The following is a 23,413-nucleotide window of genomic DNA, read 5'->3' as shown; positions in this document are numbered from 1 at the left end:
TCAGTACTCGTACTTCTGCTCGTAGCCCCGCGGCGTCACCATCCGGTCGTCCCAGACGTACGTCTCCTCGTTGCCGACCAGAAGCGTCGTCGTCATGTCCACGAGGTCGGTCTCGCCGAGGTCGGGCAGTTCGCGGAGTTCGACGATTTCGACTTCCTCGTCGTCGCGGCCCGCGCCGTGGACGATGCCGACCGGCGTGTCGGGCGCGCGGTGTTCGAGGAGAATCTCGCAGCACTTCTCGTAGTTTGCCCGGCGCTTGCGGCTCCACGGGTTGTAGATGGCGATGGTGAAGCCCTCCTTGGCGGCCGCGTGGAGGCGCGACTCGATGGTCGGCATCGAGGTCAAGTGGTCCGAGAGGCTGATGGTCACGGTGTCGTTGACGAGCGGCGCGCCCAGCCGGGCCGCGCAGGACTGCGCCGCCGGGACGCCCGCGACCACGTCGAAGTCGACCATGCTCGCGGTCGCGCCCTTCGATTCGAGGATTTCGAGCGCGAGGCCGGCCAGCGCGTACACGTTGGGGTCGCCGCTCCCGACGATGGCCACGTCGTTGCCGGCGAGCGTTCGGTCGACCGCCTCCTCGGTCCGAGAGACCTCGCCGCACATCGGCGTCGAGTAGATGTCGTCTGCGCCCTCGACGATGTCGTCTGGGAGGAGTTCGATGTAAGTCGTGTAGCCGACGATGTGGTCGGCCTCGCGGAGGGTGTCTTTCGCCAGCGTGGTCATCTCGCTCGCGCGACCGGGACCGAGGCCGACGGCGACGAGTTGCCCCGGTTCGCCGTCGAAGTCCTCGATGGTCGCTTCGACCTTCTCGGCGGTCTGTCCCTTCTTCGAACCGCCCGAACTGCCGCCGCACTTCGAAGCAGCGTCGCCGTCGCCCTTCGAGGACGACGCGCCACACCTCGATTCTGAGTCGGCTGCGTCAGTCGATTCCGCCGTCGCTCCGCCGCACTTCGATTCGGATTCCGTGTCTGATTTGCTCATGCGTTAGAAGTCGTCGACGTCGCGCCCGCCGCGGGGCGTGACGAGATACGTTTCGTAGTCGTTGCTCCAGGGTTCGGTCTCGTGGGTGCCGATGAGAATCGAGGTTCCCATCCCGCCCACGTCGTCGTCGTGGGCTTTCGCGTCGCCGAGGGTCGTCACCGAGAACGTCTCGTCGTCCAGATTGCGGCCCGCCTCGCCGCGGCCGGCGTCGTTGAAGATGCCGACCGGTACGTCGTCGGCCCGCTCCTCGCGGACCACGTCGATGGCGCGTTCGTAGTTCCGCCAGCAGTTGTACAGGACGATGACGAAGCCGCTGATGGCGGCCGCGCGCAGTTTCTCTTCGATTTCGTCCCAGCCGCGCCACTTGTCGGACAGCGAGACCGTACAGAAGTCGTTCGACAGCGGCGCGCCCATCATGGCCGCGCCGCCGAGCGCCGCGGTGACGCCGGGGACGATTTCGATTGGCACGTCGGTCGCCTCGTCCGTCTCCGCCATCGTGAACACGAGGTCGGACTTCCCGTAGACGTTCGGGTCGCCGCCGGAGACGTGGACCACGTCCTCGCCGTCTCGGACGCGCCCGAACGCCTCGCGGGTCAGTTCGACCTGCTTTCCCATCGACGAGCGGACGACTTCCGGCCCCTCGTCGCTTTCTTCGGGTGGGAGCGTTCCGTCGTCGCGAAGGAACTCCTGATAGAGGTTCGAAGCGACCACGCAGTCCGAGGTCGAGACGAGTTCCTTCGCCCGCTGGGTCATGTGGTCCGGGAGGCCGGGGCCGATGCCGACGACGTAGAGCGTCCCGTAGTCGTCGGGCACCTCGTCGCGGCCGCTGGAGCCGGACGCCGGTTCGCCGCCGTCGCTCATCGTCCCACCGCCACGGTCACGGCGTCGTCGTAGCGCCGCTTTTCGACGACCAGTTCGTGGTCGCGGCCGCCGGCGATGGCGCTCGCCTCGGCGATGCCGGGCCAGCCGATGAGTTCCTTCGACCGCGAGGGCGTCGGCCCCTCGAACTCGGAGAGGGTCTCCTTTTCGAAGTAGACGACGCCCGCGCCGATTTCCTCGGCAGCGTCGAGCATACCGGGTTCGTCCGCCTTTCGCGTGCCGGTGGCGACGAACTCCACGTCGTCCCAGTCGCGGTCGGCGTCGTCGAGCGCCCGCTCCCACGCCGTCAGGAACTGCGCTTTCTTCGCGCCGGAGACGCTCCCGGTCCCGAGGACGACGCCGTCGTCGCCGTTGCGCTTCAGGACTGTCACGTCGTCGCCGACGAGGACCGCCTTCGGGCCGTCGAGTCGGGCGACCGGGCCGAGTTCGTCGTTGAGGACGGCGAGGTTCGTCGCCACGGTCGAATCGCCGTTGACGACGTGGGAGTCGAGCGCCTTCGCCTTGCTCTCGACGCCCTGTTTGCCCGCGGCCTCCGAGGCGGTCGTCATCGCCGGGACGGCCCCGAGTTTCGAGAGGTCGTAGGCGACTTGGTTCGCGCCGTGGTGGCCGCCGGTGAGCGGAATCGCCCACGTCAGTTCCTCGTCGACGACGACGACCGCCGGGTCCTCCCACTTGTCGTCGAGGAGGCCCGCGGTCTTCCGCATGGCGATGCCGCTGGCCATGAGGCCGACGAAGCAGTCGTACTCGCCCCAGTGGTCGGCGAACACGTCGCCGTGGTAGGTGAGAACGTCTATCCGGTCGTAGTCGTCCGCGAGGTCGCGCTTGATTTCTTCCGCCGTGTCGAGCTTTCGTTCGAAGCTGACGATGGCGATTTCGTCGGCGACCTCGCCGTCGCTGTCGGGAGTACTACAGTGGCCGCTTTCGGAGTCTGTCGAGTTGCCGCTCATTGTGTCTGCCCCTCTGTTTCAGAATCGGGTTCGTCGTTCGGCGCGTCGCCGCCGCGGGCCCAGTCGCCGTAGAGGAACGACCGCTCGTAGTTCGAGCCGTTCACCGCCTCGCCGATGATGACGAGCGCCGAGGCGCGGTAGCCCGCGTCTTCGACCCGCTGGCCGATGGTCTCGATGGTCCCCTCGATAACGTCTTCGTCAGGCCACGAGGCGTGGTAGACGACCGCGACGGGCGTGTCGGGGTCGTGGCCCTCGTCCAGTAGTCGGTCCATCGTCTCGGCGACGGCGTGGGTGCCGAGGTAGATGCAGACCGTGGTGTCGCCGAAGCCGACGAAGTCGCCGATGTGGTCTTCCTCGGGCGAGAGCGTCCGACCCCGCGGTCGAGTGAAGACGACGTGGTTCGAGACCTCGTTCAGCGTCAACTGGGTGCGGAGCGTCGCGCTCGCGGCGAACGCGGAGGTGACGCCGGGGACGAGGTAGCTCGGAACGCCCGCCTCGGCCAGCGCGTCCATCTGCTCCAAGGCGGCCCCGTAAATCGCCGGGTCGCCGCTGTGGAGTCGGACGACGGTCCGGCCCGACTCGTAGGCCTCCGCCATCAGGGGAATCAGCTCTTCGAGGTCCTTGCCGACGCTGTTGACTCGTTCGGCGTCGGCGCAGAACTCGTCTAAGAGCTCGCTGTTGACGAGCGACCCCGCGTGAACCACGAGGTCGGCGTCCTCGACGAGTTTTCTTCCGGCGACAGTGAGCAGGTCCGGGTCGCCCGGTCCCGCGCCGACGAAGGGGATTCCCTCCTCGTCGGTGAAGCCGGTGTCCGCGTCGCCGTCGACGCTCACGCCGACCCTCCCGATTCGACGCCGTCGAACGCGGCGGTCGCCACCTCGCGCTCGACGCCCTCGCGCTCCGCGTAGGCCAGCGTGTAGTAGTCGCGCTCCGCGAGTTCGTCGGGGTCGTCGGTGACGACCGTCTCGCCTTGCTCCATGAACAGGCGGCGGCCGAACCGAACGTCGTAGCCCGCCTCGGTCAGTTTCTCGTGGGTCGTCGGCGCGTCGGTGACCTTGAACAGCACCATGCGGTCGGGGCCGGTCGGCGCGGAGCCGTTCGCGGCCTCGCGGAGCGCGAGCCCTGTCCCGGACTCGATTTCGACGCCGAGCACGGTCGTGAAGGCCGTCATCGCGCTCACGCCGGGGACGACTTCGAGGTCGACCTCGGGGTGGAACGCGTCGAGGGTGCGGCGGAGGTGACCGAACGTCGAGTAGACGTTGGGGTCGCCGAGGGTCACGAACGCCACGTCCTCGGACTCGGCGCGGGCGGCCACCTCGGCGGCCGCCTCCTTCCACGCGCGGCGGAGTTCGTCGGGGTCGCGCGTCATCGGGAAATCGAGGTCGCCGATACGCTCCTCGGGGACGTGGTTCAGCGCGACCGTCCGCGAGAGTCGGCCGGGCGAGTAGACCACCGCCGCCGATTCGAGCAGGCGTTTCCCCTTGACGGTCACGAGGTCGGCGTCGCCGGGGCCGAGACCGATGCCGTAGACGGTCATAACCCCTCCGCGTCGCGTCGGCCGACGACGACGTAGACCGGGTTGTTCGACCGGAAGCTCGTCGCGCCGGCGAGTTCGTAGCCGTGGCTCACCTGCAGCTGGACGACCTCCGAGAGCAGGTCGCGCTCGCGGAACGCCTCGATGGCGTCGCCGGCGGGCTCGACCCGCGAAACGTTCATCACGACCCGGTCCACGCCGGTCTCGACGGCGTGGTCGAGGACGGCCTCGAAGTTTCGACTGCCACCGATGAACATCGCGTCGGCGTCGGCCGGGAGGCCGTCGGGAGCCTCCGCGTCGCGGAGCGTCACGTCGGCGTCGTACTCGTTCGCCCCGAGGTTCTTCCGCGTCACGTCCAGCCGCTTCGGTTTCCGTTCGACGGCGGTCACGCGCTCGACCCGCCGGGCCGCCTCGATGGTGACCGAGCCGGTACAGGAGCCGACGTCGACGAAGTGGTCCGTCGGCCGCAAGCCGAGTTTGTCGAGCGTGACCGCTCTCACCTCCGGTTTCGTGGGTCCCGCCTTGGCGTCGTGCGGGAGCGTTACCTGTGACATTCGACTCGACAATCCGGGCGCGGTTTGAAAACAATTGTGCTTGGAGTACAGCAAATTAACTTTCATAAAACCGCCCCACCGAGTTATTAAATCTAAGTTGTCGAAACACAATCTGGCTTGTCTTCGAAAGTTTTACAACCGGACTTGGTTTTCATCAATCTGAGTTTATCATGGCTACGGCGAACACCGTCAACGGCCGAATCGAACGCGCCCGAACCGAACTGTCTCCCACGCAGATGGCCGCGGGACTCCTCTTCATCGCCGCGTTGGGCTTTACGCTCCTGTTCGTGCAGGACCCGCTCGTCCACGACTCGCTGCACAATTTCCGCCACGCGGCCGGTATCGCCTGCCACTGACGATGTTCGCCGAGTACCTGACGCGGGGAGTGAAGGCGGGACTGGTCGCCGGACTGGTGTTCGGTCTGTTCATGGCCATCGTCGCCAACCCCCTCGTCGCCTACGCGGACGAACTGAACCACGCCGCCGTCGAGGAGAGCGCCCACAGCCACGAGGCGGAGAGCGCCCACAGCCACGACGCGGAGGGGACTCACAGCCACGAGTCCGACGGCGCTCACAGCCACGAGTCCGGAGGCACCCACGCCGGCGAAGGCGGCGGCCATCACGACACCGCGGTGTCGATGGCGGTCACGAAGGCCGTGAGCGTCGCGGCCGGCGGGCTGTGGGGCGTCGTGCTCGGCGGCGCGTTCTTCGGGGTCGCGTTCTTCTTCCTCGAACCGGCGATACCCGGTCCCGACGCCGCGAAGAGCTACCTGATGGGGTTCGCAGGATTTGTCACCGTCTCGGGCGCGCCGTGGCTGGTCCTCCCGCCGGCCGCGCCGGGCGCGGAGCAGTCGCTTTCGGCGGCGACGCGGCTCCCGCTCTACGCCGGGATGATGCTCGCCGGGGCGCTCGCCTGTCTCTCGGCCGGCTACGCCTACGTCCGCCTGCGCGAGTCGAGCGGCCTCGTCGCGGCCGCCGTCGGTGCGGTCGTTCCGTTCGGTCTGCTCGCGGCCGTCGCCGTCGTCGCCCCCGATAACGCGGTTCACGGGGCGCTGTCGCCGACGCTCGAAACCGGACTCACCGGACTGTTCGCCTTTGGACAGCTCCTCTTGTGGCTGGTCCTCGCGGCGGCGCACGCCCAGTTCCGGTCGTCGGGCGAGTCCGAGTCGGCGACCCCGATTGCGGGCCGGGACGCGGCTCCCGCGGCCGACTGATGCGCGACCGAACCGACGAGGTCCGCGAGCACGGCTTTACCGACCACGTGCTGGTCTGTACGAACAGCCGAGAGTCCGACTACGCCGACTGCGCCGAGGCCGACGGCACGGCGGTGTACGACGCGGTGACCTCGTGGTTGCGCGACCGTGGCGTCTTCTGGTCGCGGGTCCACGTCGCCGAAACGAGCTGTCTCGGGCTCTGTAGCACCGAGGGGGCCGCGGTCGCCATCCACCCGCGAAACCGGTGGTACTCCGACGTTCGTCCGGACGACGTGCCGGCGCTGTTGGCCGACGAGTTCGGTCCCGACGCGTCGAACCTCGGCGTTCGACCCAATCGCTGACCGTCTCGGCGACGACCTCCGGCGTCTGCGCCGCGCCCGTCTCACCACCGTCTTGCCGCTATCTCCGTGACGAGGCCGGGATTGGACGCAGAACAATAATATCGTTGCACTTCTGATTACGGTTCATGGACGAGAAGGACCTTCGAATCCTCAAGGCTATCGGGACGCTCGAATCGGGGAGCCCCGACCGGATAACCGAGGAGACCGGCATCCCGAAGTCGACCGTTCACTACCGCCTCGAACGGCTCCAAGAGCAGGGAATCATCAAGAACGACATCTTCGACATCGACTTCGAGAAGGCCGGACTGAATCTCACGCTCATCACCGAGGTCTGGGCCGAGTACGGCTCGGAGTACCACAAGGAGGTCGGCGACAAACTCGGCGAGGTGCCCGGCGTCAACCAGGTGTATTTCACGCTCGGTGACACCGACTTCGTCCTGATTTCGCACCTCGCCTCGCGCGCGATGGTCGAGGACCTCATCTCGGAGTTCGAGGAGATAGACGAGATTTCGCGGACGAGTTCGACGTTCGTCATCACGACCATCAAGGACGAGCCGAACCCGCTGAACGACTACGAACTCGAAGAACTGAAAGACGCGCTGCTTCCCGACGTGTCGTAACGCGGTCCGCGTCGCATCCGAATTCTACCGCACCGCGCTTCGACCGCCGGAGGCGGCTTAGTCTTCGAGTTGCTGGGCGCTCAGGTGCGCCTTGGCCTCCGTCCGGGTCGGAAGCCCGCCGGCGACGGCCAGCAGGACGACGCCGAGCAGGCACCAGCCGCCGACCATCGCCCACTCGTAGGGCCACGCCAGCGCCGAAGGCGAGCCGGGGAGGTAGAGGCCGACGAAGAACACCGTCAGCAGCAGGCCGAGCGCGCCGACCGCGTAGCCCACCGGGAGCTTGAACGGCCGGTCGAAGTCGGGGTCGCGGTACCGGAGCACGAGGAACGAGACGACGACGAGGAACCACGCCGACACCATGCCGAGGCCCCCGGCGTTGACGACCCACACGAGCATCTGCTCGCCGAACAGGGGCGCGAGCGCCGCGAGGCCGCCGACGAGCACGATTGCGGTCGACGGCGTGTCGTGGTCGTCGTGAATCGTCGCGAGCCGCTCGGGGAGCATGTTCGAATCGGCCATCGCGTAGATGGCGCGACTGGCTCCGAGGACGAAGCCGTTCCAGCTCGTGAGGATGCCCGCGAGGCCGGCCAGCGCCATGATGCGGCCGATGGTCACGCTGTCGAACGCGATTTCCATCGCCGTCGCCGCGGGGAGCGAGCTCTCGACGAGCGTCGCGCCCGTGGCGACCTGTCCGGCCGCCCAGATGACGGCGATGTAGAACGCGGCGGCGCAGGCGACCGAGAGGCCGATGAGCCCGCCGAGGAGCTTCGGCGACACGTCGGCCTCGCCCGCGGCCTGCGGAATCACGTCGAAGCCGACGAACATGAACGGCGTCATGATGGCGACCGTGAACACGCCGCCGATGCCGGCTCCCGCGAGCGGCGGCGACGACGGCGAGGTGCCGTTGAACAGCGCGCCGAGGAGGAGCGTCAGGCCGGACAGCGTGATGACGAGCGCGAGAATCGCCTGGAACTGCGCGGCCGGGCGGACCCCCCGGTAATTGAGGTACGTGATGACCACGGAGCCGATGACGCCCGTCGCCACCCACGTGCCGTAGACCGGCTGGCCGGCGACCGTCCAGAGTTCGAACACGTTGAAACCGGGGACGATGTACGCGAGGGCGCTCGGGAGCGCCACCGCCTCGAACGCGACGACGCTGATGTAGCCGAAGATTATCGCCCACGTGCAGACGAACGAGCCGGCCGGCCCCAACGCCCGCATGCTGTAGACGTGTTCGCCGCCGACGAAGGGCATCGCCGAGGCGAGTTCGCCGTAGATGAGCGAGACGACGAACACCATGAACCCACCGAGGACGAACGCCGAAATCGCGCCGGTGACGCCGCTCTGGTCGATGAAGTACCCCGTCTGTACGATCCAACCCCATCCGATCATCGCCCCGAGCGCGAGCACGAACACGTCGCGCTTCGAGAGGACGCGTGAGAGTTCTCCTGTCATGGTTATGATTGACATCACCACATTCTAACTTACTCACTATATATCTTACTGTGTTCAATTTTTAGAGGAAATAAGGAACACAGTTCAATAGAGAATCATGGTCTGGAACGACAAACTGGCCGACGATTCACCGGAAAATCGGCAAACGGCCGGCGGTTCGAATGGTAGTCAACTCGCAGAATCGAAAAAAAGCGTCCGCGTTCGATTCGGTTTGATTCGCCTTCCGGGCGTCGCCGCCGGTGTTGTCGCGGCTGTCGCGCCGAGTTCCTGTTCGGTTACTCGTCGGCGGGCGCGTCCTCGACCCAGACCGTCTTCGTGTTGACGAACTCTCGAATCCCGTGTCGGGAGAGTTCGGTCCCGTAGCCCGAGTTTTTCGTCCCGCTGAACGGGACCCGCGGGTCCGACGCGACGATGTGGTTGACGGCGACGTTGCCCGCGGTGAGCCTCGTCGTGAGCGCCTCGCCGCGTTCGGCGTCGGCCGTCCAGACGCTCGCGCCGAGGCCGAAGGGCGTGTCGTTCGCCACGCGGACCGCGTCCTTCTCGTCTTCGACCCTGATGACGGTGGCGACGGGACCGAACAGTTCCTCGGTCCTCGCGGGCGCGCCGTCGGGCACGTCGGTCAGCACCGTCGGCGGATAGTAGTGGCCGGGTCGGTCGAGCGGTTCGCCGCCGAGTCGGAGCGTCGCGCCGGCCTCGACGGACGCCGTGACCTGTTCGTGGAGCGTCTCCATGAGGTCTGCTCTCGCCTGTGGCCCCACATCAGTCTCGGGGTCCGTTGGGTCGCCGACGGTCAGCGCGCGCATCTCTTCCGTGAAGCGTTCGACGAACTCGTCGTAGACGCCCTCGTGGACGAGGAAGCGCTTCGCGGCGATACACGACTGGCCGTTATTCTGGGTTCGTGCCCGCGCGGCCTGCTTCGCGGTCGCTTCGAGCGGCGCGTCGTCGAGGACGATGAACGGGTCGCTCCCGCCGAGTTCGAGCACCGTCGGCTTGAGTTCGCGGCCGGTCGTCTCCGCGACGGCCCGCCCGGCGCGGGTGCTTCCGGTCAGACTCACGCCCCGAACCCGGTCGTCTTCGATGACGCCGGCGACGCGCTCGGCGGGAATCTGCAGCGAGGTGAACACGTCGTCGGGATAGCCCGCCCGCTCGAAGACGGAGGCGATGGCGTCGGCACAGCCGAAGACGTTCGGCGCGTGCTTGAGCACGGCGACGTTGCCGGCGGTGATGTGCGGGGCCGCGAACCGGAACACCTGCCAGAACGGGAAGTTCCACGGCATCACCGCGAGCACCGGGCCGATGGGCTCGGAGGAGACGTACGTCTTCGACCCTGGCACGGTGCCGATGTGCTCGTCCTGCAGGAACTCCGAGGCGTGTTCGGCGTAGTAGTCGCAGACCCACGCGCACTTTTCGACCTCGGAGACCGCCTGCGCTATGGGCTTGCCCATCTCTTCTGTCATCAGGCTCGCGTACTCCTCGCTGTGCTCGCGCAGCACGTCGGCCGCGGACGCGAGCAACTTCTCGCGCCGCGAAATCGGGGTCTCGCGCCACGATTCGAACCGGTCCCACGCGGCGTCCAAGCGCGCGTCGACCGTCGCCTCGTCGTGTTCCTCGTGCGTCTCGATGACTTCCTCGGTTGCGGGGTTGATGGATTTCATGGTCGGCTCTCGGGAGCGCGGCGGTCGCTCGCGACTCCCGCTTGCCCCGACTGTCGTCCCAGATATTGATAAATGTTCCAGTAGAGTGGGCTTATTTGGACTGTGTTCAACACGTCCTCGGTGGCGAACGGAGTCGAGTACGAGGTATCCAGCCACGTTCGAGTTCCGCGGCGACCGTTTCGTGACCGAAGCCGACGAGTAGACTTGAACTTTATCCCATACAGAATAATTTATTAGGATTCAGTTTAGACTTTGTGTTCATGAGAGAACGGGAGACGAACTCGTCGGTCGAGGCGGCGTACGACGACTACCTCATGCCGATTTGGAAATCGCTGAACGTCCCGGTCGAGCGGGCGTCCGGTTGCACCCTCGAGGACTTCGACGGCAACGAGTACCTCGACGTGTTCTCCGGCATCTCGGTGACGAACGTCGGACACAACAACGAGGCCGTCGTCGAGGCCGCGACCGAGCAGTTAGAGGAGTTCGTTCACGGCTGTTCGTACGTCCACCCGAACCGGCCGGTAGCCGACCTCGCGGAGACTATCGCCGAGGTGACGCCGGGCGACCTCCAGAAGTCCTTCTTCTGTAACTCCGGCACTGAGGCGGTCGAGGGGGCCATCAAGCTCGCCCGGAAGTACACCGGCTCCAAGGAGGTCATCTCGCTGGAGATGGGCTTCCACGGCCGAACCCTCGGAAGCCTCGCGCTCACCGGCAACAGGGCCTACAAGCAGGACATGGCCCCGACGATTAACGACGTGGCTCACACCGCGCCGCCGTACGCCTACCGCTGCCCCCGCTGCGACGGCGACACCTGCGGCGCGGACTGCGCCGACGCGCTCGAACGGGTCATCGGCTCGCACACCAGCGGCGACCTCGCGGCGGTCGTCGTCGAACCCGTCATGGGCGAGGCCGGCATCGTCGTCCCCTCGGAGGCGTGGCTCAAGCGCGTCCGGGACATCGCCCACGACCACGGCGCGCTCCTCATCGCCGACGAGGTCCAGACCGGCTACGGCCGCACCGGCGAACTGTTCGCCAGCGAGCACTTCGGGGTCGAACCGGACATCCTGACGCAGGCGAAGGGCATCGCCAACGGTCTGCCCCTCGGCGCGTTCACGGCCCCCGCGGAAATCGCCGACGCGTTCGGCTCCGGCGACCACCTCTCGACGTTCGGCGGCAACCCCGTCGCCTGCGCGGCCGCACTGGCGACTATCGAGGAACTGGAGAACGGTATCATCGACACCGCCCGCGAGAACGGCGAGTGGCTCTCGGCCGAACTCGCCACGCTCGAATCGGACTACGACGTGGTCGGCGAGGCCCGCGGCCTCGGACTGATGCAGGGAATCGAACTCGTCGACCCGGAGACGACCGGCCCGCAGCACGTCGCTCCCGCCCCCGACAAGGAACTCGCCGCCGCGGTCGGCGAGCACCTCCGCGAGGAGTCCAACGTCGTCATGGGCGTCGGCGGCTACTACAAGAACGTCATGCGCTTCCAGCCGCCGCTGACGATTTCGCAGGCGCAACTCGGCGAGGCCGTCGACGCGCTCCGAGTCGCGCTGGACGACCTGGCCTGAAAAGAGTCCTCCCTCCCGCGCTACCGACCGATTCAGGGGCGGTCCAGCTCTTTGTCCCACGCCTTCCACGTCTTCAGAAGCGGGATGATGGTGTAGTCGTCGACGATTTCCTCACCGTCGAAGAGGTCCCAGACGTACTCCTTCAGCGCGTTCAGGTCGGTGTGCCACGCGCTGAAGACGAGGTCGTACTCGCCGAGACAGGAACTCGTGTTGTAGACGAGTCCCTCGTCGATGAGCATCGTGATGAACTCGGTCCGCACGTCCGAAGAGACGTGCTGGTTGAACGAGACGAGCACCTGCGCGTCGGCGAGGTCGGCCTCCTGGAGGACGATGACCGCGAGGATTTCGAGCACGTCGCTCTCTTGAAGCTTCTCGCGGCGGCGACGAACCGCGGTCCGGGAGAGGCCGACGCGCTCGGCGAGCTCCGTGTCTGAGATGCGGCCGTTCTCGTTGAGCGCGCGGAATATCTCGTAGTCGTGCTCGTCGAGGTAGTTTTCGAGGACCGCCTCCGGCGTGTTCGGGTCGGACGGGGCGTCGGCGGACGTGAGGTCGGGGTTTTCCATGGTCGGATGTATTCGGGGGTGCGATTTGAAACTGCTGGTGGCGTAATCGAATCAAAACGACACGTAAGTTGTGCCGAATTGGCTAGTCAACGCGTCGGGGCGGGGTGGTGGTACGAGTTAGTTCGGTCGCGGGACGCCGCGCGAAACGCGGCGTCGAGGGCGATTCAGCGGTTCGGACGGCGGTGGGACTGCGGCGACTGCGTCGTCACCACCCGGTCTCGTCCCGCGGGAGTGGGTCGTAGGGGATCTCGTAGCCGAACGCTTCGGGGCCGATGACGTCGAGCGCCTCGGGCGTCGTGAGCAGTTCGGGCGCGGGCACGCCGAGGACGCGGACGCGCTGGCCGTACCGCAGGGCGTCGGTCATGACCGGCGCGCCGGTGTCGGTGTCGACGAGGCAGATGAGGTCGGGGACGGTCGTGAGAAGCTCGCCGTCGTCGTCCCGCGCGACGAGGAACTCGTTTTGGAACTCGATTTCGAGGGTCGCGTCCTCGTCCAACCCGGTGAGCGTGACGCTCCCGAGAGCGAAGCCGTCGCGGTTGCGACGGTGTACGTCCACGATTTTGCCGGCGAACAGCTCCTCGCCGCCGAGGAGTTCGCGGCCGGCGTCGACGGGGTCGGTGCCGGCGTCGCGGGCGCGTTCGACCGTCCGCCCGAGTTCGGTGGCGAGTGAGACGGTGTGGGGTACCGCGTACTCCGAGACGAACGCGCCGGTCATGAGCGGGAAGGCGTAGCCCGAGCGGCCGCCCATCTGAACGGTGATGGCCCGCGCGAGGTCTTCGAGGCGCTTGGCCGAGTCGATGTCTCGGTAGACGACCTGATTGCCGCGCTCGTCGGTCGTCGCCGCGTAGTTCACGGGCGTCCCGTAGATGAAGAACGTGTCCATCTGTAGCTCGGGGAACGCCCGGCCCATGCCGTCGGCGTCGACCACGGGGAGGTCGGTCATCGCCGCCACGCACAGCGGGGCCATGCTGTTCGCGCCGCCGATTTCGCCGGGGATGAGCGCGTCGACCGTCTCGCCGGAAAGCTCCTCGATGGCCCGAAGCGACTGCACTTCCTCGTCGCCGCCGGCGAACTTCTCGACGCTGATGGTGGGCGCGCCCATCCCGCCGACGCTCGCCACGGTGGCGTCGGCCGGCAGGTCCCGCGGGTCGACCAGTTCGACCGAGTCGGGGTAGGCGTCGTCTTCGAGGAGCGTCTGGAGTCGCAGGCGGCCGAGGCGGGGGTTGCCGCCGCCGCCGGTGCCGAGGATGCCCGCGCCGGTGCCGAGCGCTTCGAGGTCGTCGAGCGTTATCTCCGTCAGGTGTGGGATGTCGAAACTCATGGGTGGTCCGCGAGTGGTTCGTAGGTCGCGTCGAGGCCGAACGACGCCGGCCCCCACACGTCGAGCGCGGCGGGCGTCCGCATTATCTCGGGCGTCCGGATGCCGAGCACGCGGACTCGCGCCCCGTACCGGAGGCTCTCGGTCGGAATCGGACCGCCCGTCTCGCGGTCGAGGACGGTGATGAGGTCGGGGACGGTCGCCACGTAGCTCCCGTCGACCGCCGCACCGAGATTCTCGTTTTGGAACTCGATGCGCATCGTCGAGCCCTCGTCGCCGTCGAGGCCGTCGATATCGACGTGGCCGAAGACGAACCCGCGTTCGGTGCGGCGCTGAACGTCTACGATTTTCCCCTCGAACAGCGACCGCGCCTCGCCGTAAATCGACTCGCGGGTCACCTCGCGGATGGCGCTCATCGCGTCGTCTTCGGCGAGTCGGAGCGCGCGACCGAGGTTCTTCGCGAGCGACATCGTGTCGGGGATGGCGGTCTCTTTGACCTGCGTCCCGGTCATCGGGTAGTCCGAGACGTAGGCGACGCCGCCCATCCTGACGGTGACGCCGCGGGCCAGCCACTCCAACTGGTCGTTGTCCTCCGTCTCGATGAGGCAGGTGCTCCCCTGCTCGTCGCTGACGGCCGCGGGCGTCCCGCTGACGCCGTAGATGTTGAACGTCTCGTGTTGGAGTTCGGGGAAGGCGCGTCCCATGCCGTCGGCGTCCACCACGGGAAGCCCGCGGCGGGCCGCGACGGCGAAGGGGAACGTCGAGTTGATGCCGCCGCACTCGATCGGCATCGTCGCGTCGGCGGTCTTCCCGAGTTCGCGCTCGATTCGCTCCATCGAGGCGACGGCCTCCCGCCCGCTCGGGAGCTTTTCGACCGAGACGGTCGGCGCGCCCATCTGGGCGGTCGGGATGACGAAGTCGTCCGCGTCCAGTTCGTCCGGGGGGAGGAGTTCGACGGGGCCGAACTCCTCGATGGCCTGCTTCGCGACGAGTTTGCCGACGTGGGGGTCGCCCCCGCCGCCGGTGCCGAGGACAGTCGCGCCGAGCGCGATGTCTTCTATCTCCTCGACGCCGATTTCGACCGTCATCAGTGGTCGAGCGCCCCGGCGGCCTTCACCTTGATTCGCACCGCGTTGCCGGGCAGGTACGAAAGCGGGACCTCCTCGACGTCGACGATGTCCACGCTGTCGGCGTCCGCGCCGGCGGCGAGCGCGTTGTCGGTGGCCTCGTCTTTCGCGTGCTGGATGGCCTCCTCGCGGTCCATCTCGTCGAGGCTGTAGATGCGGTCGACCTCGCCGGAGACCTGCGCGATGGCGACGCCGACGGCGTTCGCGACCTCGTAGTGGTCGGGCTTGTGGACCTCGCTCGCGCCCGCGATGTCGTCGGGGACGAGGATGCTCCCGCCGCCGACGATGACCACGGGGACCGGCTCGGCGCTCGTCTTCATGCGGTCGACCTCGCGCTCGACGCGCTCTCTGACGTACTCGCGGGCGGCCTCGACGATTTCACCGTCGACGTCCGGCGTCTCGGAGCCGATGTCGATGGTGCCGGCGGCGACTTCGAGGTCGGTCGCGGTCAGCGTCTCCCCGCCGAAACACTTCGCCTCCTCGGTCAGTTTGTAGCCGACGCTCTGGGGGCCGACGGTGACGCCGTCGTCGGTCGAGACGATGGAGCCGCCGCCGATGCCGATGGCGATGATGTCGGGCATGCGGAAGTTGGTCTTCACCTCGCCGATTTCGACGGCGACGCTGCTCTCGCGGGGGAAGCCCTCGGTGACCGCGCCCACGTCGGTGGTCGTGCCGCCCACGTCGACGATGATGCCGTTTTCGACCGCGGAGAGGTACGCCGCGCCCCGGACCGAGTTCGAGGGGCCGCTGGCGACCGTGAAGATGGGGTAGCGGATGGCGTAGTCGACGCTCATCAGCGTCCCGTCGTTCTGGCCGAAGTAGAGGTTCGCGTCGATGCCGCGTTCGTTCATCGCGTCGACGAAGGCGTTCGCGGCCTCCGAGGCGACGCTGGTGAGCGCGGCGTTGAGCGCTGTCGCGTTCTCACGTTCGAGCAGGCCGACGCTCCCGATCTCGTTCGAGACGGAGATGGGTACGTCGTCGCCGACCTCCTCGCGGATGAGTTCGGCGACCCGCGTCTCGTGGTCGTCGCGGACGGGCGAGAAGACGCTCGTCACGGCGAAGGCGTCCACGTCGGCGAACTCGCGAACCTGCGCTCTGACCTGCTCCTCGTCGAGGTCGTTGAGGAGGCGGCCGTCGAACTCGTGGCCGCCGTCGAGGATGGCGACGTTGTTGCCGATTGCCTCGGCGAGGTCGTCGGGCCACTCCAAGAGCGGCCGGATGCTCTGGGTCGCGGGCGCGCCGATGCGGATGACGCCGACCTCGTTGAGGCCGCGGCGCTCCGTGATGGCGTTCGTCGCGTGGGTGGTGCCGAGCATCACGTAGTCGAGTTCGTCCTCGGAGACACCGCTGTCGTCGAGGACCACGTCGAGGGCGTTGAGGATGCCCGACGTGATGTCTTCCGTGGTTGGGGTCTTCGTCTTCGCGAGGAGGTTGTCGTCGCCGTCCATGACGACGGCGTCCGTGTTGGTGCCGCCGACGTCGATTCCGATTCGGTAGTCAGTCATGTTTGGGTTGCTGGAGAGTTTCGATTGGTTCGTAGTCGATGCTGTAGTCGAAGTACCCCGGCCCGACGAGGTCGAGTCCCTCGTCGGTCCGCCACTTCGGCGAACACGGCATCCCGATGACCCGCACCCGGTGGCCGTAGGCGAGTCGCTCGGTGGTGACGGGGTCGCCCGTCTCGGCGTCCAGGACGGTAATCAGGTCGGGGGTGCTCGCCACGACGCCGCGCTCCGAGTCGCGGGCGACGAGGTTCTCGTTCTGGAAGTCGAGGGTGAACGTCCGGCCCTCGCAGTCGTCGATGCCGTCGAGGGTCGCCTCGCCGACCGCGAAGCCGCCTTCGGTCCGGCGCTCCACGTCAGTTATCTTCCCCGCGAACAGTTCGTAGCCGTCCGTGAGGTCGAGGACCGCCTCGACGGGGTCCTGCGAGCGGTGCTTGGCGGTGCGAATCGCCTCGCCGATGTCGTGGGCGAGGGACATCGAGTCGAGAATCGCGTGCTCGCGGACCTCCGAGCCGGAGAGCGCGTAGGTGCCAATCATGCACGCGCCGCCCATCTCGATGCTCGTCACGCGGGCGAACGCCTCGGCGTACTCGTTGCTGACGGTGTTCACGAGAAGCGAGTTGCCCTTCTCGTCGGCGATGCTCATCGGGGTGGCGCTGACGCCGCCCATCGTGAGCGTCACCATCTGCACCTCGGGGAACGCCCGGCCCATGCCGTCGGCGTCCACGAGGGGAAGCCCGAGCGCGGCGGCGACGGCGATGGGGACGGTGCTGTTCAGCCCGCCCGCCTCGATGCTCATCGTCGCGTAGGCCTCCTGTCCGAGGTGCGTTTCGAGCGCCTCGAAGGCGGCCAGCGCCTCGGTTCCCTTCGGCATCTTCTCGACCATCACGGTCGGTGCGCCGAGCATCGCGCTCGGGATGACGAGCGCGTCGTCGGGCACGTCCCGCGGGTCGATGAGGTCGACGGGGCCGTGCTCTTCGATTGCCTGCTGTGCCATCAGCTTCCCGATGTAGGGGTCGCCCCCGCCGCCGGTCCCGAGGACGGTCGCGCCGGTGGCGAAGTCGTCGATGTTGTCTGTGGTTATCTTCATGGTTCGTGGGTGTTCGATGCGACTGTCTCGTCGGCGACCGCCGCGACGGCCACCTCGGGCACGTCGTCGAACGCGTCGGCGTACGCCTCGTCGTAGATGTGACACCGGACGCTGGGTCCGGCGTCGACCGCGACGAACTGCGGTTCGTCGGTCGAACACGCGTCCGTCGCGTAGGGACACCGCGTGTGGAACCGACAGCCCGTGGGAACGTCCCGCGGGCTCGGGATTTCGCCCCGGAGCGGTTCGTGTCGCGGCTTGTACGCCTCTTCCTCGTCGGTCGTGACGGGAATCGCGGAGAGGAGCGCCCGCGAGTAGGGGTGTCGCGGCCGCTGGAAGACCTCCTCCGTGGGGCCGCGTTCTTGAATCTCGCCGAGGTACATCACGGCCGTCTCGTCGGCGAAGTTGCGGACCAGAGAGAGGTCGTGGGTGATGAACAGGTAGGTGAGCCCGAACTCCTCCTGTAAGTCCTCGAGGAGCGCGATAATCTTCGCCTGCACGCTCACGTCGAGGGCGCTCGTCGGCTCGTCGAGCAAGAGCAGTTCCGGCTCGACCGCGAGCGCGCGGGCGATGTTCACCCGCTGTTTCTGCCCGCCGGAGAGTTCGTGGGGGTACTTGTTCCAGTACTCGTCGTTCAACTCGACGCGTTCGAGCAGGTCGACCACGCGCTCCCGGAGGTCGGACGTCGCCACCCCGCGGGCCTTCAGCGGGACCGCGAGCGACTTGCCGATAGTCCGCCGTGGGTTCAGACTCGACGTGGGGTCCTGAAACACCATCTGGACGCGCGACCGGAGGCGAGCCAGTTGCTCGTCGGTCGCGTTCGTGATGTCCTCGCCGTCGAACCTGACGGTCCCGCCGGTCGCGCCGGTCAGGCCGATAATCGTCCGCGCGACGGTGCTCTTTCCGGACCCGGACTCGCCGATGAGCGCGAGGGTTTCGCCGCGCTCGATGTCGAACGAGACGCCGTCGACCGCCTTCACGTAGTCTGACGTGCGCTTGATGATGCCGCTTTTGACGGGGAAGTACTTCTCGAGGTCGTCGACTTCGAGCAGGGGTTCGGACACGTCAGTCACCCCCCGTCTGCTTGCCCGGTCGCCGGGTCATGTGGCTCCGGGTCTCTTCGACGGTCGGCCGCTCGGACGCCGGGACGGCCTCGTCGTAGAGAACGCACTCGACGCCGGTCTGCGGGCCGCGCTCGTACATCTCCGGGCGGGCCTGCTCGCACTCGGCGGTGGCGTAGGGACACCGCGGCGCGAACCGACAGCCCGGCGGCGGGTCGAGGTACTCGGGAATCGAGCCGTCGATACCGGTCGCCATCTCGTCGCCCGTCAGGCGCGGAATCGACGCGATGAGCCCCTGCGTGTAGGGGTGTTTCGGATTCTCGAACAGCTCGTCTGTCGGCGCGGTTTCGACGATGCGGCCGCCGTACATGACGTACACGCGGTCGCTCACCTGTCGAGCGACGCCGAGGTTGTGGGTGATCATCAGGACGCTCAGGTCGTGGTTCTCGATGAGGTCCTTCAGCAGGTCGAGAATCTGGTCGTGAATCGTCACGTCCAGCGCGGTACCGATTTCGTCGGCGATGAGCAGGTCCGGCTCGTTCAGCAGGGCCTGCGCGATGAGCGCGCGCTGACGCATCCCGCCGGACAGCTGCGACGGGTACGAGTCCATGATGTTCTCGGGGTCCGGCATCTGAACCTCGCGGAGCATCTCCAAGACGCGCTCGCGCGCCTCGTCGCGCTCGCCGCTGAAGCGGCGGCGGAAGAACTCCACGACGCCCGTGTCGCTGTCGCCGCCGAACTGCGCGGTGTCGGTGAGCTGTTCCCCGATGGTGAACGTCGGGTTCAGGCTCGACATCGGGTCCTGGAAGACGAGGCTCATCCGCTGGCCCTTGACGCGCTCGAACTCGCGGTCCGAAAGCGACAGCAGCTCCGTCCCGTCGAACGTGATTTCGCCGCTGACGCGGGCGGGCGGCTGGTTGAGCAGGCGGAGGATGGACTTCATCGTCACCGACTTGCCGCAGCCGGTCTCGCCGGCGATGGTGACGACCTCGCCCTTGCCGATAGAGAGGTTGACGCCGTCGATGACCTCCGCGAAGCCGTCGAACGACTCGAAGCCGACTTCGAGGTCCTCGACGGTCAAAAGCGGGTTCTCGGCGACCGGCTCGTCGAGTTTCATCGGTTCACCTCCACGTCGAAGAGGTCACGCAGCCCGTCGCCGAGCATGTTGAACCCCATCACGAGGACGAAGATGGCGAGCCCGGCGAAGACGCTTACCCACCACGAGTCGGGCAGGTAGGACGTTCCTTGGCTGACCATCGTCCCGAGGCCGGGCTGGGGCGGCTGGACGCCGACGCCGATGAACGACAGGCCCGCGCCGATGAGGATGACGAAGCCCGCGTCGAGGGTCACCTTGACCAGAATCGGTGACAGCGTGTTCGGGAGAATCTCCCGGAAGAGTATGTGCGGGGTGCTCGCGCCGGCGAGCTTCGCGGCCTGCACGTACTCCTCGCCGCGCTCGCTGGCGACGATACTCTGGACGAGGCGGGCGTGCCACGTCCACCACAGCGCCGCGATAGCTATCATCGCGTTCGTCAGCGTCGGCTCTAAGGCCGAGGTGATGGCCAACGCCATCACGAGCGGCGGTAAGGCGAGCGCCGTGTCGGTCGCCCGCATGATAATCGTCTCAGTCCAGCCGCCGTAGTAGCCGGCGACGAGGCCGAGCAGCACGCCCACGGGGACGCCGAAGCCGAGGACGACGCCTACGAGCATGAGCGACAGCCGGTAGCCGAAGAGGATTCGCGAGAGCACGTCGCGGCCGACGTGGTCGGTCCCCAGCGGGTGGTCGAGGCTCGGCGGCTGGAGCGTGTTCGAGAAGTCGGTGAACTTCCCGGCGTGTTCGGGGTACGGCGCGACGACGGGCGCGAAGACGGCGAGCAAGATGATGGCGATGATGATTCCGAGACCGATGACGCTCATCGGCCTGCTCGTAAAGCGCTTCCACGACCGCTGCCAGAGTTCGCGGCGCTCGGCCGAGACGAACCGGTCGAGGACGCCCGCGGACTCGGCGCTCATGTCGCCTCCTCCATCGCCAGTCTGATGCGCGGGTCAACGCGACCCAGCAGCACGTCGACGAGGAAGTTGATGCTCACGAACGCGACGCCGATGGTCATCGTGACGCCGACGACGGCGTTGAAGTCGTTGTTCAGCACCGCGGTGACGCCGTAGGACGCGAGACCGGGCCACGAGTAGACGAGTTCGATGAGGAACGCGTTCCCCAGAAGCGAGGCGTACAACAGCCCCAGAATCGTGAGCGTCGGAATGAACGCGTTCTTGAGCGTGTACTTGTACGTGACGAGCCACGAGGGGAGGCCGAAGCCGCGTTCGGCCTCGACGTAGTCCTGGTCTTTCACGTCTATCATGCTCGACCGAGTGATGCGCATCACCTGTCCGATACCGGCGAGCGAGAGCGCGAGCGCCGGGAGGATGATGTGCGCCCACGCGTCGACGTGGGCCGCGAGGTTCCCGGACAGCAGGGTGTCCACGAGCAGGAAGCCCGTGAACCGCGAGACGCCCGAGCCGAACTCCGAGCCGAGCCGCCCCGTGATGGGGAGCCATTCGAGCAGGTAGCCGAACAGCAACTGGAACATGATTGCGATGAAGAAGCCGGGTACGCTCACGCTGAAGAACGCGACGAGCCGCGTCGCGTTGTCGGTGAGCCCGTCTTTGTTCTGCGCGGCGATGACGCCGAGCGGAATCCCGATGACGACGGTGAGGAACATCGACACCGTGATGAGTTCGAGCGTCGCCGGCAGGTAGTAGACGATGTCGGTGCTGACCGCGCGCTTGGTCTCGAGGCTCGTCCCGAGGTCGCCGACGAGCAGCCCTCGCATGTAGTCGAGGTACTGCAGGGGAATCGGCTTGTTCAGTCCCATCTCGGCGGCGAGCGCCTGCACCTGTTCTTCGGATGCGAGCGCGCCGAGGGCCATCCGCGCGGGGTTCCCGGGGAGCACTCGTGACGTGGTGAAGATGATTATCGACAGGCCGATGAGACTCACGAGGATGCCCGCGAGCCGGCGCACGAGGTACTGCCAGTACTTCATTCTTGGTAGAAGTCGGGGAACCAGTAGTCGAAACTCATCGACGGCCGGAACGTGTAGCCCTTCACGTCGTCCGCGAAGGCGTGCTTCTTCGACTGGACGAAGATGAACAGGGCGGGGAACTGGTTCGCGATGCGCTCTTGCACCTCGGCGTACAGTTCGGCGCGGGCGTCGGCGTCGACCGTCGAGCGCGCTTCGTCGATGAGGGAGTCGACCGCCTCGTCTTCGAGGTGTTCCATGCTCATCCACGTCGAGGCGGCTTCAGAGTGGTACTGGTTGTAGAACACCGTGTCCGGCGAGGGGTACACCGGACCGTAGAACACCTGGTTGATGTGCGGCGTCCCCTCGACGCTCGTCGCGAGTTCGGTCATCGTTCCCCACGTCTGGGGGTTCAACTCGACGTTGATGCCGATTTCGTCCATGTTCTGCTGGAAGAGCAGGCCCATCTTCTCTTCGAGGCCGTAGTCCTTCACGTAGGTGTTCTGGACGGTGATGTCGCCCTCCTCGTAGCCGGCGTCGGCGAGAATCTGCCGCGCCTTCTCGGGGTCGTAGGTCGGCTGGACGATGTCGTCGTTGTGGACGCCGAACGACGTCGGGAGCGGCCCCTGCGCGGGGAGCGACCCCGGCGCGATTTCGTTACGCGCCGTCTCGTAGTCGAAGCCGTAGGCCATCGCCTCGCGGACGGCGGGGTCGTCGGTCGGTGCCTTCTGGGTGTTGATTTTGAAGTAGAACGTCGTCACCGTCGGGACCGACTCGACGCGGATGTCGTCTTCGGCCGCGAGGGCCTCGTAGGTCTCCTCGCTTTGGTACTGGCTCGACATGTCGAGTTCGCCCGTCTTCATCAGCGAGCGAACCGTCGGGTCGTTGGTGATGATCTGGACGACGACGTTGTCGTACGCGCCGTCTTTGAACGAGCCCCAGTAGTCCGCGTAGCGGCTGAACGAGATCTGGGCCTGCCGCTCGAAGCCCGCGAGCTCGTACGGGCCGGAGCCGGCGTCGTTGTCGTTGAGGAACGACTGGGCGTAGTCGCCGCGGTCGCCGAAGTCGCCGTCCTCGGCGTTGTCGAGGACCTGCTGTTTGTCGACGACGAACAGTAACACGAGCGTCGCGAGGAACGGCGAGTGGACGCGGTCGAGCGTGAACGACACGGTCCGCTCGTCCTCGACGGTCACGTTCTCCTTCGAGAGCACGTTACCGAGCAGCGACGAGTAGCCCTGGTTGATATCGAGGAACCGCTCGGCAGAGAACTGCACGTCCTCCGCCGTGACGGGGTTGCCGCTGTGGAATGTCGCGCCCTCGCGGAGCGTGAACGTGTAGGTCCGGTTGTCGTCCGAGACGGTCCAGTCCTCGGCGAGGTGTCCCTGTAGGTTCCCCTCCGTGTCGGGGAACACGAGCGGGTCGTAGAGGTTGACCAACGCGAGCACCTGCGTGTAGTCCGTCCCCTTCGCGGGGTCGACGGTCCCGAAGCGCTGGGTCGCGCTCATGCGGAGTGTCGAACTACTCGAGTCACCGCCGGATGTCGTCTCCGTCCCCGTCCCCTCGCCGTCGCCGCCCGAGGCCGTCGTCTGCTCTTCACCGTTGTAGCTCTCACCGCCCCCGGAACAGCCGGCGAGACCGGCGATGCCGGCCGTCCCGAGAACCTTGAGGAAGTTCCGACGACTCGCCGCGTCTCCGAACCGAGCGCGGATTGACTCCGATTTCGACCCCACCTGCGACCGCGTCTGTGTGATGTTCTTTCTCGACATACGTTACTCATTCTCACAGAGTTGCAATGGCACATAAAGATACCGTATAGTAACCTAAAACGATATTCTAAGCTCAAAACGGAATACGAAGTGAACAATATGGAACAATATGGCTGCCTGTAGTCTGCCACACGACCGGTCACGTCTCTGCAATCGACAGACGGCGCAACCATCCGCAGCACTTCGCCGACTGTCGTGGACGACTGGAAGAGTAGTTTCCCACCC

The 23,413-nt window shown here is 66.7% G+C and carries 23 protein-coding genes; 5 read left to right on the top strand and 18 right to left on the bottom strand.

Going from position 1 to position 23,413, the window contains the following annotated elements; all coding sequences use genetic code 11:
• From cobJ to cbiT, 6 genes are read right to left on the bottom strand one after another with little or no spacing between them, the layout of a single operon-like run.
• Positions 1 to 981, bottom strand: coding sequence for a precorrin-3B C(17)-methyltransferase (gene cobJ / locus C5C07_RS16580; protein WP_049968714.1), 981 nt, complete (start codon positions 979 to 981; stop codon positions 1 to 3).
• A 3-nt stretch (positions 982 to 984) separates the two neighbouring features.
• Positions 985 to 1,842: a precorrin-3B C(17)-methyltransferase gene (locus C5C07_RS16575; protein WP_049968713.1), complete on the bottom strand. Its 858-nt coding sequence runs from the start codon at positions 1,840 to 1,842 to the stop codon at positions 985 to 987.
• Positions 1,839 to 2,807: a cobalt-precorrin 5A hydrolase gene (cbiG, locus tag C5C07_RS16570; protein ID WP_049968712.1), complete on the bottom strand. Its 969-nt coding sequence runs from the start codon at positions 2,805 to 2,807 to the stop codon at positions 1,839 to 1,841. The genes C5C07_RS16575 and cbiG overlap by 4 nt, the downstream gene beginning before the upstream one ends.
• A complete protein-coding gene (cobM, locus tag C5C07_RS16565) occupies positions 2,804 to 3,640 on the bottom strand; it encodes a precorrin-4 C(11)-methyltransferase (RefSeq protein ID WP_008097005.1) in 837 nt (278 codons plus the stop codon). Before cobM ends, cbiG begins: the two co-directional genes overlap by 4 nt.
• A complete protein-coding gene (locus C5C07_RS16560) occupies positions 3,637 to 4,344 on the bottom strand; it encodes a cobalt-factor II C(20)-methyltransferase (RefSeq protein WP_049968711.1) in 708 nt (235 codons plus the stop codon). The genes cobM and C5C07_RS16560 overlap by 4 nt, the downstream gene beginning before the upstream one ends.
• Positions 4,341 to 4,895, bottom strand: a complete 555-nt coding sequence (gene cbiT, locus C5C07_RS16555; RefSeq protein ID WP_049968710.1) for a precorrin-6Y C5,15-methyltransferase (decarboxylating) subunit CbiT — start codon at positions 4,893 to 4,895, stop codon at positions 4,341 to 4,343. Before cbiT ends, C5C07_RS16560 begins: the two co-directional genes overlap by 4 nt.
• A 170-nt stretch (positions 4,896 to 5,065) precedes the next feature.
• On the opposite strand from cbiT, the gene C5C07_RS16550 reads away from it, so the two are divergent.
• The 4 genes from C5C07_RS16550 to C5C07_RS16535 all read left to right on the top strand — a co-directional run bounded on the left by C5C07_RS16550 (position 5,066) and on the right by C5C07_RS16535 (position 7,069).
• Positions 5,066 to 5,251: a CbtB domain-containing protein gene (locus C5C07_RS16550; RefSeq protein WP_008097001.1), complete on the top strand. Its 186-nt coding sequence runs from the start codon at positions 5,066 to 5,068 to the stop codon at positions 5,249 to 5,251.
• 2 nt (positions 5,252 to 5,253) lie between these two features.
• Positions 5,254 to 6,108 carry a CbtA family protein gene (locus tag C5C07_RS16545; RefSeq protein ID WP_115805591.1) on the top strand — a complete coding sequence of 285 codons (855 nt, stop codon included), beginning with the start codon at positions 5,254 to 5,256 and terminating at the stop codon, positions 6,106 to 6,108.
• On the top strand, positions 6,108 to 6,449 hold the full coding sequence (locus C5C07_RS16540) for a ferredoxin (RefSeq protein WP_049968708.1): 342 nt from the start codon (positions 6,108 to 6,110) through the stop codon (positions 6,447 to 6,449). Before C5C07_RS16545 ends, C5C07_RS16540 begins: the two co-directional genes overlap by 1 nt.
• Positions 6,450 to 6,574: 125 nt before the next feature.
• Positions 6,575 to 7,069, top strand: a complete 495-nt coding sequence (locus tag C5C07_RS16535; RefSeq protein WP_008096998.1) for an Lrp/AsnC family transcriptional regulator — start codon at positions 6,575 to 6,577, stop codon at positions 7,067 to 7,069.
• Between the two features lie 57 nt (positions 7,070 to 7,126).
• Here the strand turns inward: C5C07_RS16535 and C5C07_RS16530 are convergent, their stop codons facing one another.
• Together C5C07_RS16530 and C5C07_RS16525 are read right to left on the bottom strand one after the other, a co-directional pair.
• Complete coding sequence (locus tag C5C07_RS16530; RefSeq protein WP_115805590.1) at positions 7,127 to 8,539, bottom strand: APC family permease; 1,413 nt, start codon at positions 8,537 to 8,539, stop codon at positions 7,127 to 7,129.
• 260 nt (positions 8,540 to 8,799) lie between these two features.
• A complete protein-coding gene (locus C5C07_RS16525) occupies positions 8,800 to 10,179 on the bottom strand; it encodes an NAD-dependent succinate-semialdehyde dehydrogenase (RefSeq protein ID WP_115805589.1) in 1,380 nt (459 codons plus the stop codon).
• Between the two features lie 260 nt (positions 10,180 to 10,439).
• On the opposite strand from C5C07_RS16525, the gene C5C07_RS16520 reads away from it, so the two are divergent.
• A complete protein-coding gene (locus C5C07_RS16520) occupies positions 10,440 to 11,750 on the top strand; it encodes an aspartate aminotransferase family protein (RefSeq protein WP_008096995.1) in 1,311 nt (436 codons plus the stop codon).
• Positions 11,751 to 11,782: 32 nt separating this feature from the next.
• Here C5C07_RS16520 and C5C07_RS16515 read toward each other — a convergent pair whose 3' ends face one another.
• The 10 genes from C5C07_RS16515 to C5C07_RS16470 all read right to left on the bottom strand — a co-directional run bounded on the left by C5C07_RS16515 (position 11,783) and on the right by C5C07_RS16470 (position 23,188).
• The gene (locus C5C07_RS16515; RefSeq protein ID WP_007274222.1) at positions 11,783 to 12,313 is read right to left on the bottom strand and encodes an Lrp/AsnC family transcriptional regulator; all 531 of its coding nucleotides are present in this window, start codon (positions 12,311 to 12,313) and stop codon (positions 11,783 to 11,785) included.
• A gap of 205 nt (positions 12,314 to 12,518) precedes the next feature.
• Positions 12,519 to 13,634 (bottom strand): DUF917 domain-containing protein, encoded by a 1,116-nt coding sequence (locus C5C07_RS16510; RefSeq protein WP_115805588.1) that lies wholly within the window; start codon positions 13,632 to 13,634, stop codon positions 12,519 to 12,521.
• Positions 13,631 to 14,719 carry a DUF917 domain-containing protein gene (locus tag C5C07_RS16505; RefSeq protein ID WP_049968705.1) on the bottom strand — a complete coding sequence of 363 codons (1,089 nt, stop codon included), beginning with the start codon at positions 14,717 to 14,719 and terminating at the stop codon, positions 13,631 to 13,633. The genes C5C07_RS16510 and C5C07_RS16505 overlap by 4 nt, the downstream gene beginning before the upstream one ends.
• Positions 14,719 to 16,263: a hydantoinase/oxoprolinase N-terminal domain-containing protein gene (locus C5C07_RS16500; RefSeq protein WP_115805587.1), complete on the bottom strand. Its 1,545-nt coding sequence runs from the start codon at positions 16,261 to 16,263 to the stop codon at positions 14,719 to 14,721. The genes C5C07_RS16505 and C5C07_RS16500 overlap by 1 nt, the downstream gene beginning before the upstream one ends.
• Positions 16,256 to 17,347: a DUF917 domain-containing protein gene (locus C5C07_RS16495; RefSeq protein WP_008096978.1), complete on the bottom strand. Its 1,092-nt coding sequence runs from the start codon at positions 17,345 to 17,347 to the stop codon at positions 16,256 to 16,258. Before C5C07_RS16495 ends, C5C07_RS16500 begins: the two co-directional genes overlap by 8 nt.
• Positions 17,344 to 18,417 (bottom strand): ABC transporter ATP-binding protein, encoded by a 1,074-nt coding sequence (locus C5C07_RS16490; RefSeq protein WP_008096977.1) that lies wholly within the window; start codon positions 18,415 to 18,417, stop codon positions 17,344 to 17,346. Before C5C07_RS16490 ends, C5C07_RS16495 begins: the two co-directional genes overlap by 4 nt.
• Positions 18,410 to 19,522 (bottom strand): ABC transporter ATP-binding protein, encoded by a 1,113-nt coding sequence (locus tag C5C07_RS16485; RefSeq protein WP_115805586.1) that lies wholly within the window; start codon positions 19,520 to 19,522, stop codon positions 18,410 to 18,412. Before C5C07_RS16485 ends, C5C07_RS16490 begins: the two co-directional genes overlap by 8 nt.
• Positions 19,519 to 20,418 carry an ABC transporter permease gene (locus C5C07_RS16480; protein ID WP_004972091.1) on the bottom strand — a complete coding sequence of 300 codons (900 nt, stop codon included), beginning with the start codon at positions 20,416 to 20,418 and terminating at the stop codon, positions 19,519 to 19,521. Before C5C07_RS16480 ends, C5C07_RS16485 begins: the two co-directional genes overlap by 4 nt.
• Positions 20,415 to 21,446 (bottom strand): ABC transporter permease, encoded by a 1,032-nt coding sequence (locus C5C07_RS16475; RefSeq protein WP_008096974.1) that lies wholly within the window; start codon positions 21,444 to 21,446, stop codon positions 20,415 to 20,417. Before C5C07_RS16475 ends, C5C07_RS16480 begins: the two co-directional genes overlap by 4 nt.
• Positions 21,443 to 23,188, bottom strand: a complete 1,746-nt coding sequence (locus tag C5C07_RS16470; RefSeq protein WP_115805585.1) for an ABC transporter substrate-binding protein — start codon at positions 23,186 to 23,188, stop codon at positions 21,443 to 21,445. The genes C5C07_RS16475 and C5C07_RS16470 overlap by 4 nt, the downstream gene beginning before the upstream one ends.
• Positions 23,189 to 23,413: the final 225 nt, after the last annotated feature.

The sequence above is a fragment of the Haloferax sp. Atlit-4N genome (genome assembly GCF_003383025.1).
In the GTDB taxonomy this organism is placed as follows: Archaea; Halobacteriota; Halobacteria; order Halobacteriales; family Haloferacaceae; genus Haloferax; species Haloferax gibbonsii.
This window is presented reverse-complemented; position numbering and strand designations above follow the sequence as displayed.

Bases quoted from the DNA above. Each gene is read 5' to 3' on its own strand.
- cobJ (WP_049968714.1), bottom strand. From the start codon at position 981: ATGAGCAAATCAGACACGGAATCCGAATCGAAGTGCGGCGGAGCGACG.
- C5C07_RS16575 (WP_049968713.1), bottom strand. From the start codon at position 1,842: ATGAGCGACGGCGGCGAACCGGCGTCCGGCTCCAGCGGCCGCGACGAG.
- cbiG (WP_049968712.1), bottom strand. From the start codon at position 2,807: ATGAGCGGCAACTCGACAGACTCCGAAAGCGGCCACTGTAGTACTCCC.
- C5C07_RS16560 (WP_049968711.1), bottom strand. From the start codon at position 4,344: ATGACCGTCTACGGCATCGGTCTCGGCCCCGGCGACGCCGACCTCGTG.
- cbiT (WP_049968710.1), bottom strand. From the start codon at position 4,895: ATGTCACAGGTAACGCTCCCGCACGACGCCAAGGCGGGACCCACGAAA.
- C5C07_RS16550 (WP_008097001.1), top strand. From the start codon at position 5,066: ATGGCTACGGCGAACACCGTCAACGGCCGAATCGAACGCGCCCGAACC.
- C5C07_RS16545 (WP_115805591.1), top strand. From the start codon at position 5,254: ATGTTCGCCGAGTACCTGACGCGGGGAGTGAAGGCGGGACTGGTCGCC.
- C5C07_RS16540 (WP_049968708.1), top strand. From the start codon at position 6,108: ATGCGCGACCGAACCGACGAGGTCCGCGAGCACGGCTTTACCGACCAC.
- C5C07_RS16535 (WP_008096998.1), top strand. From the start codon at position 6,575: ATGGACGAGAAGGACCTTCGAATCCTCAAGGCTATCGGGACGCTCGAA.
- C5C07_RS16530 (WP_115805590.1), bottom strand. From the start codon at position 8,539: ATGTCAATCATAACCATGACAGGAGAACTCTCACGCGTCCTCTCGAAG.
- C5C07_RS16525 (WP_115805589.1), bottom strand. From the start codon at position 10,179: ATGAAATCCATCAACCCCGCAACCGAGGAAGTCATCGAGACGCACGAG.
- C5C07_RS16520 (WP_008096995.1), top strand. From the start codon at position 10,440: ATGAGAGAACGGGAGACGAACTCGTCGGTCGAGGCGGCGTACGACGAC.
- C5C07_RS16515 (WP_007274222.1), bottom strand. From the start codon at position 12,313: ATGGAAAACCCCGACCTCACGTCCGCCGACGCCCCGTCCGACCCGAAC.
- C5C07_RS16510 (WP_115805588.1), bottom strand. From the start codon at position 13,634: ATGAGTTTCGACATCCCACACCTGACGGAGATAACGCTCGACGACCTC.
- C5C07_RS16505 (WP_049968705.1), bottom strand. From the start codon at position 14,719: ATGACGGTCGAAATCGGCGTCGAGGAGATAGAAGACATCGCGCTCGGC.
- C5C07_RS16500 (WP_115805587.1), bottom strand. From the start codon at position 16,263: ATGACTGACTACCGAATCGGAATCGACGTCGGCGGCACCAACACGGAC.
- C5C07_RS16495 (WP_008096978.1), bottom strand. From the start codon at position 17,347: ATGAAGATAACCACAGACAACATCGACGACTTCGCCACCGGCGCGACC.
- C5C07_RS16485 (WP_115805586.1), bottom strand. From the start codon at position 19,522: ATGAAACTCGACGAGCCGGTCGCCGAGAACCCGCTTTTGACCGTCGAG.
- C5C07_RS16480 (WP_004972091.1), bottom strand. From the start codon at position 20,418: ATGAGCGCCGAGTCCGCGGGCGTCCTCGACCGGTTCGTCTCGGCCGAG.
- C5C07_RS16475 (WP_008096974.1), bottom strand. From the start codon at position 21,446: ATGAAGTACTGGCAGTACCTCGTGCGCCGGCTCGCGGGCATCCTCGTG.
- C5C07_RS16470 (WP_115805585.1), bottom strand. From the start codon at position 23,188: ATGTCGAGAAAGAACATCACACAGACGCGGTCGCAGGTGGGGTCGAAA.